11 protein-coding genes and 1 pseudogene are annotated in these 17,743 nt (G+C 58.1%); 4 read left to right on the top strand and 8 right to left on the bottom strand.

What is annotated here, in order from left to right; genetic code table 11:
- Positions 1 to 281 (bottom strand): annotated as a pseudogene (locus EKM88_RS06165) (hypothetical protein); the annotation flags it as partial.
- Between the two features lie 1,069 nt (positions 282 to 1,350).
- On the opposite strand from EKM88_RS06165, the gene EKM88_RS06160 reads away from it, so the two are divergent.
- Positions 1,351 to 2,697 carry a hypothetical protein gene (locus EKM88_RS06160; RefSeq protein WP_125704247.1) on the top strand — a complete coding sequence of 449 codons (1,347 nt, stop codon included), beginning with the start codon at positions 1,351 to 1,353 and terminating at the stop codon, positions 2,695 to 2,697.
- 134 nt (positions 2,698 to 2,831) lie between these two features.
- Here the strand turns inward: EKM88_RS06160 and EKM88_RS06155 are convergent, their stop codons facing one another.
- A complete protein-coding gene (locus tag EKM88_RS06155) occupies positions 2,832 to 4,268 on the bottom strand; it encodes an MFS transporter (protein WP_125704245.1) in 1,437 nt (478 codons plus the stop codon).
- Complete coding sequence (locus EKM88_RS06150) at positions 4,261 to 5,451, bottom strand: alpha-L-fucosidase (protein WP_125704243.1); 1,191 nt, start codon at positions 5,449 to 5,451, stop codon at positions 4,261 to 4,263. The genes EKM88_RS06155 and EKM88_RS06150 overlap by 8 nt, the downstream gene beginning before the upstream one ends.
- Positions 5,452 to 5,802: 351 nt before the next feature.
- Between EKM88_RS06150 and EKM88_RS06145 the strand changes: the two genes are divergently transcribed.
- The gene (locus EKM88_RS06145) at positions 5,803 to 8,172 is read left to right on the top strand and encodes a beta-glucosidase family protein (RefSeq protein WP_125704241.1); all 2,370 of its coding nucleotides are present in this window, start codon (positions 5,803 to 5,805) and stop codon (positions 8,170 to 8,172) included.
- 105 nt (positions 8,173 to 8,277) lie between these two features.
- On the opposite strand, the gene EKM88_RS06140 is transcribed toward EKM88_RS06145, so the two are convergent.
- The 3 genes from EKM88_RS06140 to EKM88_RS06130 all read right to left on the bottom strand — a co-directional run bounded on the left by EKM88_RS06140 (position 8,278) and on the right by EKM88_RS06130 (position 11,307).
- Positions 8,278 to 9,666: an ABC-2 transporter permease gene (locus EKM88_RS06140; RefSeq protein WP_125704239.1), complete on the bottom strand. Its 1,389-nt coding sequence runs from the start codon at positions 9,664 to 9,666 to the stop codon at positions 8,278 to 8,280.
- A gap of 9 nt (positions 9,667 to 9,675) precedes the next feature.
- Positions 9,676 to 10,557, bottom strand: coding sequence for an ABC transporter ATP-binding protein (locus tag EKM88_RS06135; protein WP_125704237.1), 882 nt, complete (start codon positions 10,555 to 10,557; stop codon positions 9,676 to 9,678).
- An 84-nt stretch (positions 10,558 to 10,641) separates the two neighbouring features.
- Entirely contained in the window at positions 10,642 to 11,307 is a 666-nt protein-coding gene (locus EKM88_RS06130) for an ABC transporter ATP-binding protein (protein ID WP_125704235.1), read from the bottom strand.
- Between the two features lie 208 nt (positions 11,308 to 11,515).
- Between EKM88_RS06130 and EKM88_RS06125 the strand changes: the two genes are divergently transcribed.
- Both EKM88_RS06125 and EKM88_RS06120 read left to right on the top strand, forming a co-directional pair.
- Positions 11,516 to 12,103 carry a TetR/AcrR family transcriptional regulator gene (locus EKM88_RS06125; RefSeq protein ID WP_125704233.1) on the top strand — a complete coding sequence of 196 codons (588 nt, stop codon included), beginning with the start codon at positions 11,516 to 11,518 and terminating at the stop codon, positions 12,101 to 12,103.
- 34 nt (positions 12,104 to 12,137) lie between these two features.
- The gene (locus EKM88_RS06120; RefSeq protein WP_225418446.1) at positions 12,138 to 12,935 is read left to right on the top strand and encodes a hypothetical protein; all 798 of its coding nucleotides are present in this window, start codon (positions 12,138 to 12,140) and stop codon (positions 12,933 to 12,935) included.
- 210 nt (positions 12,936 to 13,145) lie between these two features.
- Here the strand turns inward: EKM88_RS06120 and EKM88_RS06115 are convergent, their stop codons facing one another.
- The gene (locus EKM88_RS06115; protein ID WP_225418445.1) at positions 13,146 to 13,463 is read right to left on the bottom strand and encodes a metal-sulfur cluster assembly factor; all 318 of its coding nucleotides are present in this window, start codon (positions 13,461 to 13,463) and stop codon (positions 13,146 to 13,148) included.
- Positions 13,456 to 17,739, bottom strand: coding sequence for a 2-hydroxyacyl-CoA dehydratase (locus EKM88_RS06110; protein WP_125704231.1), 4,284 nt, complete (start codon positions 17,737 to 17,739; stop codon positions 13,456 to 13,458). The genes EKM88_RS06115 and EKM88_RS06110 overlap by 8 nt, the downstream gene beginning before the upstream one ends.
- Positions 17,740 to 17,743: the final 4 nt, after the last annotated feature.

The raw sequence follows: 17,743 nt of genomic DNA, 5'->3' as shown, positions 1-17,743 counted from the left end.
GCGTCGGAGTAGGTGCTGGGGTTGTAGCCAGAGCCGCTCATATCGAGATCGACGCCGTGCTCCACACAGAAGGCAACCTTGCCGTCCACCTTTTTCATCCACATACCGGTGTCCGTCCAATGTAAGCCATTAAACAGATGCAGGTGCCAAGTGTTGCGCCAGTCAGCGACCTTGGTGTTGGTCATGCTGGCGGCAATCGCCATTGAAGCTGGGATAAAGAGCTGGACAAACAACGATACCAATGCGACAATCACAGCGGATCGTCGAGCTGTTTTCATCATAGTTGTTAGTCTCCATTCATTGAAAATTGGGTATGAAAAAAAGCAAATGAAATGTCTAAACGACTTCATTTGCTTCTATATATACGAGTTGCAATCAATGGTGACCTTTATCTGCTAGTGTTATGCCTATATACTTTAGAGCTTGTCAGTTAGAGGGTCTTACGCCACATTTTTCGTGTACGAGAATTTGTACGCGTTCACTGAAACTTATTGAGAAAATTTGAAATATGCTACCGACAAGAAGTGTGCTAAAGCCTTATTCTATGCGAATTTTTGAGAACTTTTGAGAAAAATCCGTATAAAGTACGGGCTTACCAGCAAATAAAGACCACTTCGTCACATTACGAACGCGTTTCGCGGCGTGACGGGAATCTTAAAAGTTGGTTTTCGACCAAATTCATCAAAACGGGTGCGATTTGGACGAGAATTTGGCGCATATGAGGACGTTTGGAATTCAGTTTGAATTCTGAACGTCTTTTTGTTTTTCTCGTCTTGCGGAATCCAGTCGCTTTCGAAAACGCGGGTGGGGGAGTCGTTAGGCGGCAATCGGGGGTGCTCGTGTCAGGTCGTAATAGGTAGCTCTTTTTGTGCTGCGCGACTTTGCCCCCATCGGGTCACCTTGCGGGGGCCCTGGTGTGACGCGGTGCAGCCATTTTCCGGCATCTGGGCGCTTTGCGTGCGGGTCGTCAGCGATGGTATCATGAGGCACGGGGGTGGTGGCAATGAGGCGGAGGCCGGATCGGATCAAGCGTGATGCGCAAGGGGGCACTGCGTTGAAGGCCCTGAGTCTAGCGGTAGCAGCGCCTCGCGCGGTGAGCGTTGATCTGCGCCTCGCGCTGGCCGCTGGACTCACGGCTGGGCAGGTCACTCAAGCTGCGACGCCAGGGTTGCGCGTGCGTTGCCAAGCGCACAGGATAACGCTGAGTAGGCAGCATAACGCCTTGATGACTCGTGTCGGTGACCTGTTTGGTTGGGCCAAAGCGGCCCTGCCTTGCGCCGGGCGATCGATCTGTGCTTTTTGCACCAGTGATCGATCGAGCAGGCGTAAGCCGTGGCGGGAGGCAGACAGATGATCAGATCGATCAGGTTCGAATTAGTGCGCCACGCGGCACTGGGGCGCTGGCTGGTGTTTGCCGGCGGCGCGCTGGCGGCAGTCCTGTATGCGCTGCTGGCGATGTTGGCCGATCCTGCGTTGATGCAGGCGATCGGCACGGCAACTGCGCCGATGACAACGCTGATCCCGCGCTACCTGTGGGCGCTGGTGGGGGCGTTGGGCCTGCTTGAGGGATTGGCGTTAGGCTATGTGTATCAAGTGATGATGCTGCGCTACCGCTCAGACTTCAGATTGTATCGCACGTTGGGGATGTCGCTCTGGTACATGGCGGGGCTACTGCTTGGGGAAAATCTGATATGGGCGGTGTTGACCGGCGGTATCGGGGTCGTGGCCGGCGTCGTGTGCTCGAAGTTTTGGGTCATGTGGCTGGTACGGATGATGGCGCTGAAGTTGAGTACGGGGCTATTGTTGTCCGGTCGAGCCGCGGCGCAGGTTTTGGTGGGGTATGTCATGGGGTATGCGGGACTCGCGATCAGCGGGTGGCTGAGGCTTTGCGAGCCGCTAAACCAGGCACATGATGGCCCCTTCTGGGCGCGTCACCGCGATGAGTGGTGGCAACGCGGCGGGGCAGTGCTGGCTCCCCTGCTTTTGTTGGTTGGCGAGTATGGTCTAAGCCAGGCGCCGCAGACCTTGCTTGCGTTCAGTGGGCCACTGCTTCTGACACTGGTTGGACTAGGCGGCGTGTGTGCTTTCACGCTCCCCACCGGTTTAGCGTTACTTGCGCGGGCCAGTTGGGTGCGCCGGCGCGCATCGTGGTTGCTGAGTGTGACAGCTGGTCACCAGGTGGTACGCCAGCGCTGGCGCACCATTACGCTGACGGCCGCGCTGCTGAGTGTCGCGACTGGCGTGTTGCTTGGCGGATTGATCCAGTACCGGCGCTTGCACACGATTGAGGCACCAGGGCCGTTGCTGGTCAGGCTGGGGGCAGTGGGCGGCAGCGATGTTGACGCCGTGGCAGGGATCGCATTGTTCAGCACCACGGTGATCAGTTTTGCGATGATGATCGCGGCGGCGGTTCTGCTGGGGTTGGTGCAACGCTTGGCCGCCTTGACGCGGCGGGAGACCATCACACTGCGCCAGCTGGGGATGCCGCAGTCGTTGCTGGCGCGTGCACAACGGCGCCAAGCGTGGCTGGTCGGTGGCTTGCCCTTCGGATTAGGAGGACTCATTGCGTGTGGGATGGTGGCCGAGCGGGCAGACATCCTGAACTGGGGGATCGGTGAAGGGTGCTTCGTTGTGGTTTACGTAGGGCTTTATCTTGCGGTGGTTCAAACCACCAGCCGTTCCGCGCACACGCAGTGAGGCAATCCCAAGCAGTCGGCGCCGTGCTGACAATAGGGCGTAAGCCGACACACCAAAAAACCTGAATCACCGGGCAGTCGGCGATTCAGGTTTTTTGGTGGGCGGGGTCACTGGGGCGAGCGCGCCAGCGTGGCTCAGTAGTGGTGGTGCATTTGCCGATTGGCCGTTTCAAGGTCTAACTCCCCGGCGTTGTAGCGTGCCATCAGCTGGACGTCGTGGTCGTTTAGCTTGTAGAACAACAAGGGAATGATGGCCAGTGTGCAACCGATGGCGGGGACCAACGAATTGGTGGTCCAAAGCCCGTTGAGCGCACCGGCACTCTGCACGATGCCTTTTTTTGCGAGCTCGGCAAAGTTAGCGGCCTCGACGGTTTTCCAGCTGAACAGGCTGAGCAGAAACAGGCCTAAGGGGGCATTCATCGAGGACAGCTTGGCCGTGAATGATTGGAACGCAAAGGCGATGCCGCGGGCGTCAATGTGCGTTTTATACAGTCCATACTCGACAATGTCCGGCGTGAAGGTGAGCCCGAGCACCCCAATGATGCCCAGCGGAATGGCGCGGATGATCAGCACTAGCAGGTACACCCAGGTGGTGTGGTAGCCAACGAGGTACAGGACGTAACTCATCAAGGCGAGGCCGACCATGCTCCAGAAGTAAAGCGTAAACTTGTCGATGCGCTGCAAAATTTTCCCCATGAAGGGCGACAAGATCACGGTGGGCAGTGCGATCACCAGCGTGGCAACGGTCGCAAAAGTCGCTGTGCCGAAGAGATAGTAGGCGACAAACAAACCGGTGACCGAGTCCGTGGCCGAGATCCCCCACAGTAGGTACCCGAGGTAGTAAAGGCCCAGAAATTTGTTGCGCTTGAGGTAGCGCCCGATGTCTTTGAACGTGTAGTGCGTGTGCGCGGTGTCGCGCACCTTGATGCGTTCCTTGCCGAACACCGACACAGGGAACATCGTGAACAGGATGAGGCCCGCCATGGCCATGGCTATGCTCGAGAAGCTCATGCCGACTTGCTCACTCAGCAAAAGCGGTGCGAGCACGGAAACCATGAACGCGCCACCGAGCGCAAACAGCCGCGCCATGGAAAGGATCTGATTGCGTTCGTTGACTTGATTCGTCATGCTGGTGACCATGGCGTAAATGGGCACGTCACTCATGGTGTAGCTGGTATCCCACAGAATGTAGGCGATCACGAACCAGACCAGCTTGACCATGGGGCTGACCCCGGTGGGGATCAGGAACAGCAGCACGGTGGTGATGGGGACGCTGAAGCTCGCGAGCCGCAGCCACGGAATGGACTTGTTGCCTGATTGCCAGTCAACTTTGTCGTACAGCACGCCGAAAAGGGCATCGGCGAAAACGTCCCAGAGTTTCGCGATGAACATCGCGGTAGCAACGGCGCTCAGGTTCACCCCGATCATCATCAAGTAACTGGTCGAAAAGCCGGTGAGAATGATGTAGGCCATGGCTTGGCCCAGGTAGTAAAGCCAATATGAGAGCCGTTCCGACCGGGTGGTACTGGCCGGCGGTGCGGCTTCTGGCCGGTGATCCGCTGTGTTATTCACGAGTGGCACCTCCTTGATCGAGCAACGAAATTTCGCGGTCGGGGGCGATCGCGGCGGGGGCCGAGGCCTCTGCCAGCTGATCCAGGACGATTTGCTGAAATTCAGGGATCCGGCCGTTTTTGTCTGGGCCAACGTTCAGGAGTAGCCGTCCCTGCATCGGCACCAGTTGAGCGATCGTACTGCGGACGTCTGCCGCGGTCAGGTAATTCGCTTGCGGGGCGTACTGATTGTAGCCAAACGATCGGTCCATGCCGCGGCACATCTCAAACCAGGCGCCTTCCGGGTCCACGTCCAGGGTGTACTCCGTGGTGCGGTAGTCGAAGTGCTGCGCGGCAGGCAGCTTTTTGGCTGGGTTGGGTTTTTGGGTCACGTAGCGGGCGACGCGCTCAAACAGCCAGCGCCCCACCGGATTGCGCAGCACGTTGGGGTACTGATCCCACCGGTCATTGATGATGCCGCTGGGAACGACCTTGGTGTAGTAAGCAAACAGCTCGTCCAGACGGTTGTCCGCCGGGTAGCCGATATCGCTCCACAAAATGTCCGGCCGGTAGCGGTCAATAATTTCGCGCCACTGGTTGAAGGCGTAGTCCGTGTAGACGGGACGATTATTGTTGCCCACCAGCATGTCTGCCAGGGTGCGAATCGGTCGGGTCGTAAAGGTCCAGTCCAAAAGCGAGGAGTAGTAGACGCCAAACTTCAAGCCTTGCGCGCGGCAGGCCTGCGCCAGCTGCCCCACGAAGTCAAAGTCTAAGTGGTAGTCTGGTGCAAAGGGGTTAGGCACTTTGCTGTCGAAAAGCTGAAAGCCATCGTGATGCTTGGCCGCCAGCACCACGTACTTGGCGCCCGCGCGCTTGAAGCTGCTGACCCACTGCGTCGGGTCGACGTTTTTGGCAGTTTGTTTGAATTCTGCCGCGAAATCCTGTTCATAGGTCTGGCCGGGGGTGTGTGCGGCATGAAACGCCGCCACGTCGGAGCCTGCGATCTTCAGCGAGTTGGCGTACCACTCGGCGTACGGGGAGTGCTTGAACAGGTAGGTGTCATCTTCGGTGCGGGCGATCGTGTCAAAGTCTGCAGAGGCAATGGGTGCGTAGGCGGGCACCGAGTACACCCCCCAGTGAATGAAAATACCAAGGTCCGCCTGCTTGAACCAGTCCGGCAGGGGGCGTTGTGTGCGTGTTGTCATCGAGGTCACCCTTTCGTGCGTTGTGTCACCCTGAGGCAAGGGTGGGCCGCTCATCGTTCCCTGGGGGCAGGCGGCTTCAGCGCTGCCGCTCTGCGCGGCGGGAAACGCCAGTCCCGCCCCCGTTACCGCGCGTAGCGAACTGAGTTTGCCGCGTAAGGCAATTCGTTGGGATGAGTAGAAGGCCAATTACTAGACCATCGTGGTAGTAACCATCATACTCAAGGTATGACGATCCCACCAATGATACGACTCGGATTCTTAAAAACTGATGGCGGCCGTGCTTGGCCGTGACTGGCAACGACCGAAATCCTGCGCAACTGTGCGGAGATCACTGAGATTGAGGAGACCACTATGACGATCACCATCGACAACAACGCAACTTTACATGAGCTGACGGATGCAGCGGCCGTTAAGCTGACCTCCGGCGAAGACTTTTGGCGGACGGAAGCCCTTGGCGGGATCCCAAGTTTTCGCTTGAGCGATGGCCCTCACGGCCTGCGCTATCAGGCAACGGTGGCGGATCATCTCGGGATCAACGAGGCGGCGGTCGCAACCGCTTTTCCCACTGCCAGCGCATCGGCGAGCAGCTGGGCGCCGGCGCTACTGACCCAGATGGGTCGCGCTATCGCGGACGAGGCCCGGGCGATGGGCGTCGATGTGGTGCTGGGGCCGGGGGTGAACATTAAGCGCAACCCACTGGGCGGCCGGAACTTTGAATATTTCTCAGAGGATCCGTTGCTTGCCGGGCTGCTGGGGGCGGCGTGGATCAACGGCCTGCAGTCCGGCGGCGTTGGGGCCTCGCTCAAGCATTTTGCCGGGAACAGCCAGGAGACGGCGCGCTTGCGTGCCGATTCGCTGATCGATGCCACGGCGCTGCACGAGCTCTACTTGGAGGCCTTTCGGATCGCGGTGACCACGAGTCAACCGGAAACCGTGATGACCGCCTACAACTTACTCAACGGGGTTTACATGAGCGACCATGCGTATCTGCTCCAAACGGTGCTGCGCGGGCAGTGGGAGTTTGATGGCGCGGTGGTCAGTGACTGGGGCGGTTTGAACGATAAGGTGGCCAGCCTCAACGCGGGGACGGACCTTGAGATGCCAAGCTCTGGGCACCTATTCGACCGTCAGGCCCTTGCGGCGCTGCACGCCGGGACCCTAACGCGAGCCAACCTCACGCGCGCGGTCACCAAGATCGCCGCCGTGGCCACCCGGAAGCGGCCGGCGGCCCCGCGCCCGATGGCTGAACTGCTGCAGGAACACGCCGCGCTGGCGCAGACCATCGAGGAAGCGTCCGCGGTGCTGATGAAAAACACCGGGGTGCTCCCGTTGACCCCCGGTCGTCGGTTAGGGCTCATCGGAGCCTTGGCGGCGCAGACCCGCATCCAAGGCGCGGGTTCTTCGCACATTACCACCCCAAAAAGCACCTCGATCCGCGCGGGCCTTGAGGCGGCTGGGCATGCGCCAGCATACGCGCCGGGCTACGCGCTGAGCGGTCAGGCGGCCCCTGCCTTGGTGGCAGACGCCGTGCGCGTGGCGCGCGCCAGCGATGACGTGGTCGTCGTGCTGGGGTTGCCCGATACGGCTGAGGCGGAAGGCACCGACCGCACGACCATGGCGCTGCCGGCAGACCAGGTGGCGCTACTTCACGCAGTGGCCGAAGTTAACGCCAACGTGGTGGTGCTCCTTGTCGCCGGGACCGTGGTCGGCACCGAGTGGGCGGGGGACGCCGCCGCGATTTTGAACCTGTTTTTGGGCGGCGAGGCCGTAGGGGAGGCGGCGACGCGCTTGCTTTTTGGCGCGGTGACGCCTTCCGGGAAGCTGGCGGAAACTTATCCGCTCAACTATGCGGATGTGCCGTCTAGTGGCACATTCGGCGTGAATCCGGTGTCGGTGCCGTACGCCGAAAGCCTGTACGTGGGCTATCGGTACTACGACAAGGCGCAGCAGGCCGTGGCCTTCCCGTTTGGCTTTGGGTTGAGTTACACGACGTTTGCCCTGACTGACGCCCACCTGACCCGCCCGCTGCTGACCCCTGACGAGGCTGCCCTGACCGTGACGGTCACCGTTGAAAACACCGGCACCGTGCGCGGCGCGGAAGTCGTTCAGGTTTACGTGGGGGACACGATGCAGGCCCAGCTGGCGCCGCAAAAGAGCCTGGCGGCCTTTCAGAAGGTGTGGCTCGTCCCCGGCGAGCGCCAAACGCTCACGCTGACGCTGCCGGCCCGGGCCTTTTCACGTTGGGACGAGGCGAATCAGGCGTTCAAGCTGGCCGGCGGTGCCTGGCAGGTGTTCGTCGGCACCAGCAGCCGCGACATTGCCGCGACCCTGCCGCTGACGGTGGCGGCGCCTGTTTTTCACCTCGCCGCGCCAGCCTGGTATCAGGCCCCGGTCGGACAGCCGCCGCTGGCCGCGTTCACCGCGCTGAGTGGGCTGACCCCAGCCCCGGACGTGGCGCCGCAGCCCGGTCAGTTCACGCGCTTGAGTGTCCCGCGTGACTTGGCGCAATACTCGTGGGTGGCTCGCCGGGTTGCCCAAAGCGTGATCGCCAGCATGCAAAGAAAGGACCATGTCACGCCAACGTCACCGGAGGGACAGTTCTTGGCCACGATCGTGTGGGACACGCCGATCATTCGCCTGGCGCAGCAAAGCGGCGGTAGCCTGAAGGTCTGGATGGTGACACTGCTGGTGTGGCTGGCCAACCACGGACGCCGGCGGTAAACCGCGCGCGTGAGCCGAACAAAAGCGTCCCGAGACGCCGCTGGTTGCTGCGGGTCTTGGGACGCTTCTTTGATGGTCACGACTGTGGTGATGGCGGGCGCCAGGTTAAAGTGGCAGATCCTTGCGCTTGAACCATTCGAGCCCAACGACGTACAGGCAGACGCCGATCACGCCTAAGACGATGAAGTTGAGGACGACACTGTCGTTGTTGATGATCGCTTGCGTGTCGAACAGGGTGTTCAGCGACAGATACTTGAAGTTTTCCAAGTCATCCCCGGTTTGCGCCATGATGTGAAAGATCATGAAGGCCAGTGGCAGGCCGGCGCCGAAGGAGAGGGAGTACTTCGTCAGGTTGAAGATGCAGGAGCTGGCAAAGGAGATCGCGCTCATCGCAAACAGCAGGAGGAAGGCGCCGAGGTTCAGCGTCAGGTACTTACCGAGGTCGAACTCACCGCCCTTGTCTTCGGAGATCAGCTTGGTGGCGAGTTGCTTGTCGAGCGCTTGGGTCAAGAGCGGCACGGGCAGCCCAGAGGCCTGACTGGCCGCGGCCATCGCGTTCTTATCATCCTTCATTTCAGCCAAGTGATCGCTCATGTCAGCCGTCTTTTTGCCCATGGACTTCGCGGCAGCGGCCATCCCTTTGATCATTTTATCTTGAAGCACGCTGGCCTGGGCCTTGGCCGCTTTGGCTTGGACCATTTGCTGCTGCACCGCCACGCGGTACTCAGCGCTGCTCAGGCCCATGACTTTGGCAGCTGCCTTGGTGGCCTTCTTGCTGTCAAGAATCAGCTGAGGGGTCGCTTCGACCTTCGCGACTTTCTTAGCCAAAACATCGGCAGCCGCCTTGTTCGCGTTGTCCGTCATCTTGAGTTGGAGGTAGGTCGTGTAGACGTCTTGATCGACGTCACGGGCTTTGGCCCCCTTGCGTACGGCCTTTGGATGGTCAAGGATCTGGCTCAAGTCATTGGCGAGGTCGTCCTTGCTAACGCCCAAAGTGGGCGAAATCTGTTGCACGTCCTTGGTGTAAGCAGTGGTGAAGACGCCGCCGTGTGCGATCTGCGTCGTGGTCATCCCGACGCCGGTCACGACGAGGAACATTGTGGCGATGGCGCCGATCATGTAGAGGGCTTGGGTCGCGATCACCTTGGTGCGGCGAATCGGGGTGGACAGGGTGTAGGCCATCGACCCACGATCGACCTGTGACGCCACCAGACTGTTGGCGGTGATGATGATGTACACTACCGGCAGAATGATCCCGACCATGCTGTAAAAATTATTGGCGAGCAAGCCGTTCAGGGTGCTCATCCCATCGATTCGATCGCCAACTAGGCTGCCAAGCGCAGAATCCTTGATGGTCGAGACCATCGTGCCCATCGTTTTGGGGTCATAGATCGCGATGAAGATCGCGCTCATCGCCGACACCAATGCCGTGAAGATCAGCCACAGCCCGTAGTTGGATTTCAGGGTTTGTTTGAAGATGGTTTTGCTAAACATGTGTGCCTCCTATATCGTACCCTTGAAATAGTCTTCCAAGGTGTGCTTGATCTCGCTGATGAAATTCAGCTGATAGTGCGTCATGACCTGGACAAAATGATTGAGGTCGGCATCGTTCAGTCGCACGATCACCTGATTCTGGTGCGGGCGCTTGGCCTGCAGGGTGAACCCTTGATCCAGGAAGCGAGCGTATTGGTCGTGGTCTGCGAACTCCAGCTTGAACGTCTTGTTTGGGCTGTGCTTGATCGCATCAACGCTGGTCACTTTCTGAATTTTGCCGGCTTCGATCAGGGCCACGCGGTCGCACGTCTCTTCCAGTTCATCCATCATGTGCGAGGACATGAAGATGGTTTTGCCCTTCTTCTTTTCGGCCAAAATGATTTCGATGAAGGCCGCGCGCATGAGTGGGTCGAGGCCGGTGGTGGGCTCGTCCAGGATCAGGATCTGCGGATCGGCCATGAACGTCGCCACTAATGCCGTTTTTTGCTTCATCCCTTTGCTCATCCGCTTCAGGTTGGCTGTTGGGTCCAGCTGCAGGTGGGCGATGAGGTCGTTGGCAAAGCGCATGTCGTGCAAGCCGAGCAGCTCGGCCTGATGCTTCAAAAAGCTTGTGCCGGTGGGCTCGTCTGGGAAAGCAATTTCCCCCGGACAGTAGCCGACCTGCTGCTTGATTTTGGCTGAATCCAGCCAGCAATCCAGCCCGCCGATCGTGGTGTGGCCTTGCTGCGGCCGCAAAAAGCCCATCAGGTGCCGAATGGTGGTGGTTTTGCCCGCGCCGTTAGTGCCCGTGAAGCCAAAGACCTCGCCTTGTTCGACGTTCAGATTAATGTCAAAGATCCCCCGGCCGGAACCATAGTCCTTGGTCAGCTGATCGATCTCAATTAATGGCATGCGTGGTCACCTCCATCTCACTGCTTCGGTCGTAGTACTGCATAAAGTGATCTTCCAGCGTGAACTTGATCTCTGTCATAAAGTTCAGTTCGTAATGGGCCAGAAGCATAAACAGGGCGTTGATGTCGGGATCTGCCACCTGAAGTTGGAGCTGATTGCGATGGTGCTTGACGGCGACTTGCGTGATGACGGTCGAGGCCGCGACGGCCTTGGCACAGGCCTCAAAGTCTTCCTGGGTGTTGAATTCGACTTTGAACGTTTTGAGTTGGTTGTGCCGGAGGTCGGCTCATCCAGGATCAGGATCGTGGGGTCGTGCATGAAGGCGGTGACGATGGCGAGCTTGCGCTTCATGCCCAGCGACATGCGCTTGAGCCCACCGCTCGGGTCGAGTTCAAAGCGCTCGATCAGCGAATCCGTGTAGCGCATGTCCTTGATGCCGCGAAGCTCCGCCATCATCTTGATGAACTGCCGGCCGGTCAAGGCCTCGGGTAGCGCAATTTCGCCAGGGAGGTAGCCGATCTGGCGCTGGTTCTGATCGTAGTGCTGCCAGCTGTCCCGCCCTTGAATGGCCGTGGTCCCGGTTTGTGGTTTTGAAAAGCCCATAATATGACGGATCGTAGTCGTCTTTCCGGCACCGTTGGGGCCGAGGAAGCCAAACACCTCGCCTTCATCCACGTGAAACGTGATGTCGAAGACGCCGCGACCATGGCCGTAATCTTTGGTCAAATGTGAGACGTTAATGACGGACATATTGTCCTCCTTCCAATCCAACTTGACGAACACTTGTTGGATAACGTAGTCTAATATGCCATTAGAACAGGTGTGACTCAACCGACAAAAAAGCGAAATATGTTGGTTAGCAATCGTAAAAAAACAGTTGAGATGACTGCTTGAGTATTCCACTGAAACATGGGTATGATATACAGGTGTTGAGAAACTTCTGATTGGGAGGACGATCATGGCAGATGATCCAAGATTTCAGCGGACTGAATCGGCATTGCGCCAGACGTTTATTCGCTTGATGGCAAAAGATGGGTACGACAAGATCACGGTGACGCAGTTGATCAGCCAGGCCAAAATCAACCGCACCACTTTTTATGCGCATTACCAGGACAAACGAGACTTGCTCGAAGCGCTTGAGGATGACTTGCTTAACGGGATCAACACGATCGAACGGGCACTTCCAGCGGAGCTGTACCTGCGGCCAGAGCGCATCCTCAACTCACCGGAAATGATCACCCAAGCCACTCCGATTTTCGCCTACCTGCGCGCCAATGGTCGCTTCTTAGCCTTACTGCTTGATCCGATCAAAGGGGATCCCGGGTTTGTTGGAAAGTTGACGGCAGCCATTCGAATGACCTGGGAAAGAAATCATATTATTGATCGACTGGCGGTCCCAGAAGGCTATGCGCTGGCGGTTGTGACGGGGATTTTGAGCAGCATGATCAATGAGTGGGTGCGGCGGAATTTTAAAGAATCACCGGCGGATTTTGCTGCCATCGCTTTAAGAATCGTGGGGACCTTACCCCATGAGATGATCCACTGACTGTGACACCGGGATGAGACTTGAGAGGCATCACATGATGACAAAAATCCGTAATGGGTTGATGCGCAGTACGCCTTATGCCAAGCGCGGAACACGTCGGCTCTATGCGGCGTTTCGCCTGATCACGCTTGGCATGCTGCTGAGTCAACTGTACCTGCAGCGCTGGGAAGGCGTTGGCATTCTGCTTTTGACGTTTGCCTTATATGCGCTACCGTGGGCGATCGTCCGCTTCCTCAAAATTGAGATCCCCAATCTTTTCGAAGGGTTCATCATCTGCTTTATCTTCAGTGCGATGAACCTGGGCGAAATGCGCAATTTTTACAACACGTTTCCGCTGTGGGACACCGCATTACACACACTGAATGGCTTTCTTGCGGCGGGGGTGGGCCTGTCACTTGTTGAACTGCTGAATCACAACGCCAAGCGCGTTCGCCTATCGCCGGTCTTTATTGCGATTTTGACGTTCAGTTTCTCAATGACCATCGGGGTGTTATGGGAATTCGGGGAGTACACGGCGGACAATGTGCTGGGGCTCGATATGCAGAAGGATCGCATCGTCCATACCATCAACAGCGTTGCGCTTAGTGCGGATGATTCAAGGGTGCAACTGCCTGAGATCGATCGGACGGTGATTAGTTATCAAGCCCGTGATGGACAAACCGCGACCAAGTCGATCAATGGTTATCTTGATATTGGGTTGCATGATACGATGAAAGACTTATTCGTTAACCTGGTTGGGGCGGTTTGCTTCGCGGTGTTCGCCTATTTTTACGAACTCTCTAATGCGGAACGCTTCCAGTTCATCCAGCACTTCGTTCCGAAGCGAAAGTGAGTCAAGTGTGCGCATCAAAAGTGTCGGCCAGCGATGGATAGTTGGTCGGCACTTTTTTTGCCAGCGATTGCCGCAGTCAAGGACCCACAACGCCACCAAAGCACCGCCAAAAAATCCACCGACAAATCAAGTCAGTGGACTGTTTGGCGAATCTTTGTTGACCATTAACCGCTGGACGTTCGGTGCAGGCGTGATCGGCTTGTTGGTGGCTCAGTGCAGCCCCAGCATCAGCTTTGCCCCGCGCGACATGCGCTCGGTGGTCCACTTTGGCGTCCACACGAGTTCGATGTTGACCGTGCGCACCTCGGGGAGCCGGCTGAGCGCGGTATCGATCGCTTCGTTGAGATAGCCTGTCAGCGGGCAGCCCATGGTGGTCAGCGTCATGGTGACCGTGCAGATGCCGCTATCGCTGAGCGCCAAGTCATAGATCAGCCCTAGGTTCACAAGGTCAACGCCCAGTTCGGGGTCAATGACCTGCTCCAGGCACGTCAAGGCCCGGTCGGTAAACTCGCTCATCGCGTCACCCATTGGTTGCCGCCACGGCGGGCTGGTCTTCGGCCAAGTGCTTGTTGGCGGTGGCCAGCATGAGCCGAATTCGGTTCAGCTGGTTGACCACGCTGGTGCCGGGATCGTAGTCGATCGGCGCGATGTTGGCACCAGGGAACTGGCGCCGCAGCGCCTTGACCATTCCTTTGCCGACAATGTGGTTCGGCAGGCAGCCGAAGGGTTGCATGCAGATAATATTCGGCACGCCGGACTTCAGCAACTCAACCATTTCACCGGTCAGGAACCAGCCTTCACCGGTTTGGTTGCCCAAGGACAGGATCTTGGCTGCGCCCTTGGCCACCTCATCGATGGCCGCAATGCCGTCGAAGCGCTTGGAGCGAGTCAGGGCCTTTTGCATCGGCAGCTCGCACCAGCGGATAACCTGCAGGGCAAACTCACCGAACCACTTGGCCGAGACCTTACTGCCTAGGTACTCGTACTTGTAGATTTGGTTGTACAGAGAGTAGTTCATGAAGCCCACAATGTCTGGCACGACCGCTTCTGCACCTTCGCGCTCCAGCAGGCGGACGATGTCATTGTTCGCGATGGGGGAGTACTTGACCAAGATCTCGCCGACCACCCCGACCTTGGGTTTCACCACGTGGCGCAGCGGAATGGTGTCAAAATCTGACACGATCTGCTCGACGTTCTTCTTGAAGGCGCGGAAGCTGCCTTTTTCGATCGATGGGCGAACGACCGCAAGCCACTGCTCGTGGAGCCGATCAACGCTGCCTTTCTCGACTTCATAGGGCCGAGTATGATAGACGACCCGTTCGAACAGGTCGCCGTAAAGAAAGGCGATGGCGACCCGCCGCAGCAGGGGCAGGGTGAACTTGAAGCCTGGCGTCTCTTCCACCCCTTGGTTCCCTAGGGACAGGGACACCACCGGAATGTTCTCGAAGCCGGCGTCTTGCAGCGCCTTGCGAATCAGCGGGATGTAGTTCGTGGCGCGGCAGCCCCCACCGGTTTGCGTCATCATCACCGCGGTCTTATTGAGGTCATACTGGCCGGATTGCAGCGCTTCAAGCATCTGACCGATGGAGATGATGGCCGGATAGCAGGCATCGTTGTTGACGAACCGCTGACCGACATCGATCGCCTGATGGTCTTCCATGGGCAGGTTGACCACGTTGTAGCCAGAGGCCTGTAGCGCAACATCCACGAGCCCGTGCTGATGAATGGGGGACATCATCGGCAGCAGGAGCGTATAACCGTTTTGCTTCATTTCTTGGGTAAAATCAACTGGCGCAACATCTTCGTGAAGCTTAAGCGGCAGCACATTGCGGCCTTCGCGTTCGCGCACCGCTGCCTTGAGACTGCGGAGCCGAATACGAATGGCTCCCATGTTGGTACCTTCGTCGATCTTCAGGCTCGTGTAAAGGCGATTGTACTGGCTCATGATCTCCTCGACTTGGTCGGTGTCGATCGCATCGAGCCCGCAGCCGAATGAGTTGAGCTGCACGAACTCCAGCTGCGGTGTTTTGGCGGCGATTTTGGCTGCGGCGTACAGCCGGGAATGGTAGACCCACTGGTTGACGACCCGCAGCCCGTCAACATCGCCCAAGTGCGCGATCGAGTCCTCGGTCAGGACGTGGAAGCCCTCTGCCGTCATCAGTTGGGCGATGCCGTGGTTGACTTCAGGATCCAGATGGTACGGGCGGCCGGCCAAGACGATCCCGTGTTCACCGGTGTGCATCAGCATCTTCAGCGTGTCTTCTCCGCGGTTTTGAATCTGCTGGTGGAAGTGCGCCAGCTCCTTGTAGCCGGCGTCAAGGGCAGCTTCGATTTCTGACTTGGTGATGCCCCAGTCCTTGAAGGCGGTATACAGGTTGGCCGCGGTGCCGGCATGGTCGGCCAGGTTGAGGTATGGATCGATGAAGTCGACTTGACCGTTGGTGATTTCATCAACGTTATTACGGATCACCGCCGGGTAGCTCTGAACGATCGGGCAGTTGAAGTGGTTGTCAGCGCCTTTGTTTTCGTTGACTTCGTAAACCACCGCGGGGTAGAAAATGTGCGCGTAGCCTTTTTCGATGAGGGCCTGAATGTGCCCGTGCACCTGTTTGGCTGGGTAGCAGACAGTGTCGGAAGGAATGGTTTCCATCCCTTTTTCGTACTGTGCCGCGGTGCCCTTCGGCGAAAGCTCGGCGCGGATCTTGAGGGCGGTGAAAAACGTTTGCCACAACGGGTAATTCTCGTACATGTTCAGCACCCGCGGAAGCCCCACGGTGCCGCGCGTGGCTAGTTTCTTGCGCATTGGCCGATAGGAGAACAATCGCTTGTACTTCTCTTGCACCAGGTTGATCTTGCCGTTTTCCTTAGGCTGGCGCATCTTGAGCCCGCGGGCCTCGCCTTTTTCGCACCGGTTGCCGGTGACGAAGCGGCGTCCATCGTTGAAGACGGTGATGGTCAGGGCACAGTTGTTTTCACAGCCGCCGCAGTGCATGTACTCTTTGGTAAAGCTCAAGTCGTCCATCTGGTCCGGGTGCAGCATGGTGGTTTGATCGCCTGCGGTGTAGTTGCTTTGGGCAATCAAAGCGGCCCCGTAAGCGCCCATCAGGCCGGCAATGTTGGGCCGAATGACGTTGACGCCGGCGATTTGTTCAAAGGCGCGCAGCACGGCTTCGTTGTAGAAGGTCCCGCCTTGGCAGACGATGTGGGTACCCATGTCTTCGGCCTTGTGCATCTTGATGACCTTGAACAGCGCGTTTTTGATGATGGACACGGACAGCCCGGCGGCGATGTCGCCGATCGTGGCGCCTTCTTTTTGCACCTGCTTGACCTTGGAGTTCATGAACACCGTGCACCGCGAGCCGAGGTCGGAGGGATGCTGCGCCAACAAGGCGGCCTGAGCAAAGTCACGGATGTCGTAGTTCAGGCTGGTCGCAAACGTCTCAAGAAAAGAGCCACACCCACTGGAACAGGCTTCGTTGAGTTTGATGGTAGACAGGGCCTGATTCTTGATGGTCATGGCCTTCATGTCCTGGCCGCCGATGTCAAGGATGAAGTCCACATCGGGCTGAAAGTACGCCGCGGCTTGGTAGTGCGCCACGGTTTCCACTTCGCCGACGTCGACCATCAGCGCATTTTTGATCAGATGCTCGCCATAGCCCGTGACGGCGGCCTTCCCGATGACGATGCCATCCGGCAGCTTGGCGTATAGGTCGCGCATGATCTGCTTGGTTTTTTCGAGCGGGTCGCCATCATTGCTGTCGTAATAGGTGTACAGCAACTTCTTGTCGTCGCTCATCAAGGCGACCTTAGTGGTCGTGGAGCCGGCATCGATACCTAAGAAGGCCACCCCTTGGTAGCTGGCGAGGTCGCGGGTCTCGACTTGGGCTTGGGCGTGCCGCTTGCGGAACTCTTGGAGCTCGTTGTCGTCTTCAAATAGCGGCGTCAGCGAGTGGGCCGGTTTCATCGCGGAGTCGTCACCGTGCGTCAGGCGATCCAACAGGCCGACCAGGGTCGTCTGTGGCTTGTCGGCGGCATAAATCGCCGCCCCTTTGGCCACGAAGAGCTGCGGGTCGGCTGGGAAAATTACTTCGTCAGGGGTGAGCTGAAGCGTCTGAATAAACCGTGCCCGCAGCTGGTCCATGAAGTAAAGTGGGCCACCGAGAAAGGCCACGTGGCCACGAATCTTGTGACCGGCGGCCAGACCGGAGATGGTTTGGTTGACGACAGCCTGAAAAATAGAGGCGGCGATGTCCGCCTTGGCCACCCCATCGTTGATCAGCGGCTGCACGTCTGTTTTGGCGAATACCCCGCAGCGATTGGCGATGGGGTGGATGGTTTGGGCATCCTTGGCCAGCTCGTTGAGGCCATCGGCGTCTGTTTTGAGCAGCGTGGCCATTTGGTCGATGAACGCCCCGGTCCCCCCGGCGCAGGAGCCGTTCATGCGCTGCTCCAAGCTGGCGCCGAAGAAGGTGATCTTCGCATCCTCACCGCCGAGTTCAATGGCGACATCGGTTTCCGGAATGAGCGTCTCCACGGTTTTCGTGCAGGCGATCACCTCCTGGATGAAAGCGAGGTCGAGCATGGTGGCGAGACCCATCCCGCCGGAGCCGGTGATGGTACATGAAAGGTGGGTCAGTGGCCCTAGCTCATCGATCGCTTCTTGGATAATTTTCTTGCTGGCGGTTTTGACATCTGAGTAATGCCGTTCATACCGGGCGAATTTCGTCTGGTGGTCGGCATCCATGACCACGAGCTTGACGGTGGTTGACCCGACGTCGATCCCGCCGAATAATTGATCAGTCATATTA

This window comes from Lacticaseibacillus daqingensis, from assembly GCF_003946115.1.
Lineage (GTDB): Bacteria > Bacillota > Bacilli > Lactobacillales > Lactobacillaceae > Lacticaseibacillus > Lacticaseibacillus daqingensis.
Note: the sequence above shows the minus strand (reverse complement) of the source record. Positions and strands in the feature narration are given on the sequence as shown.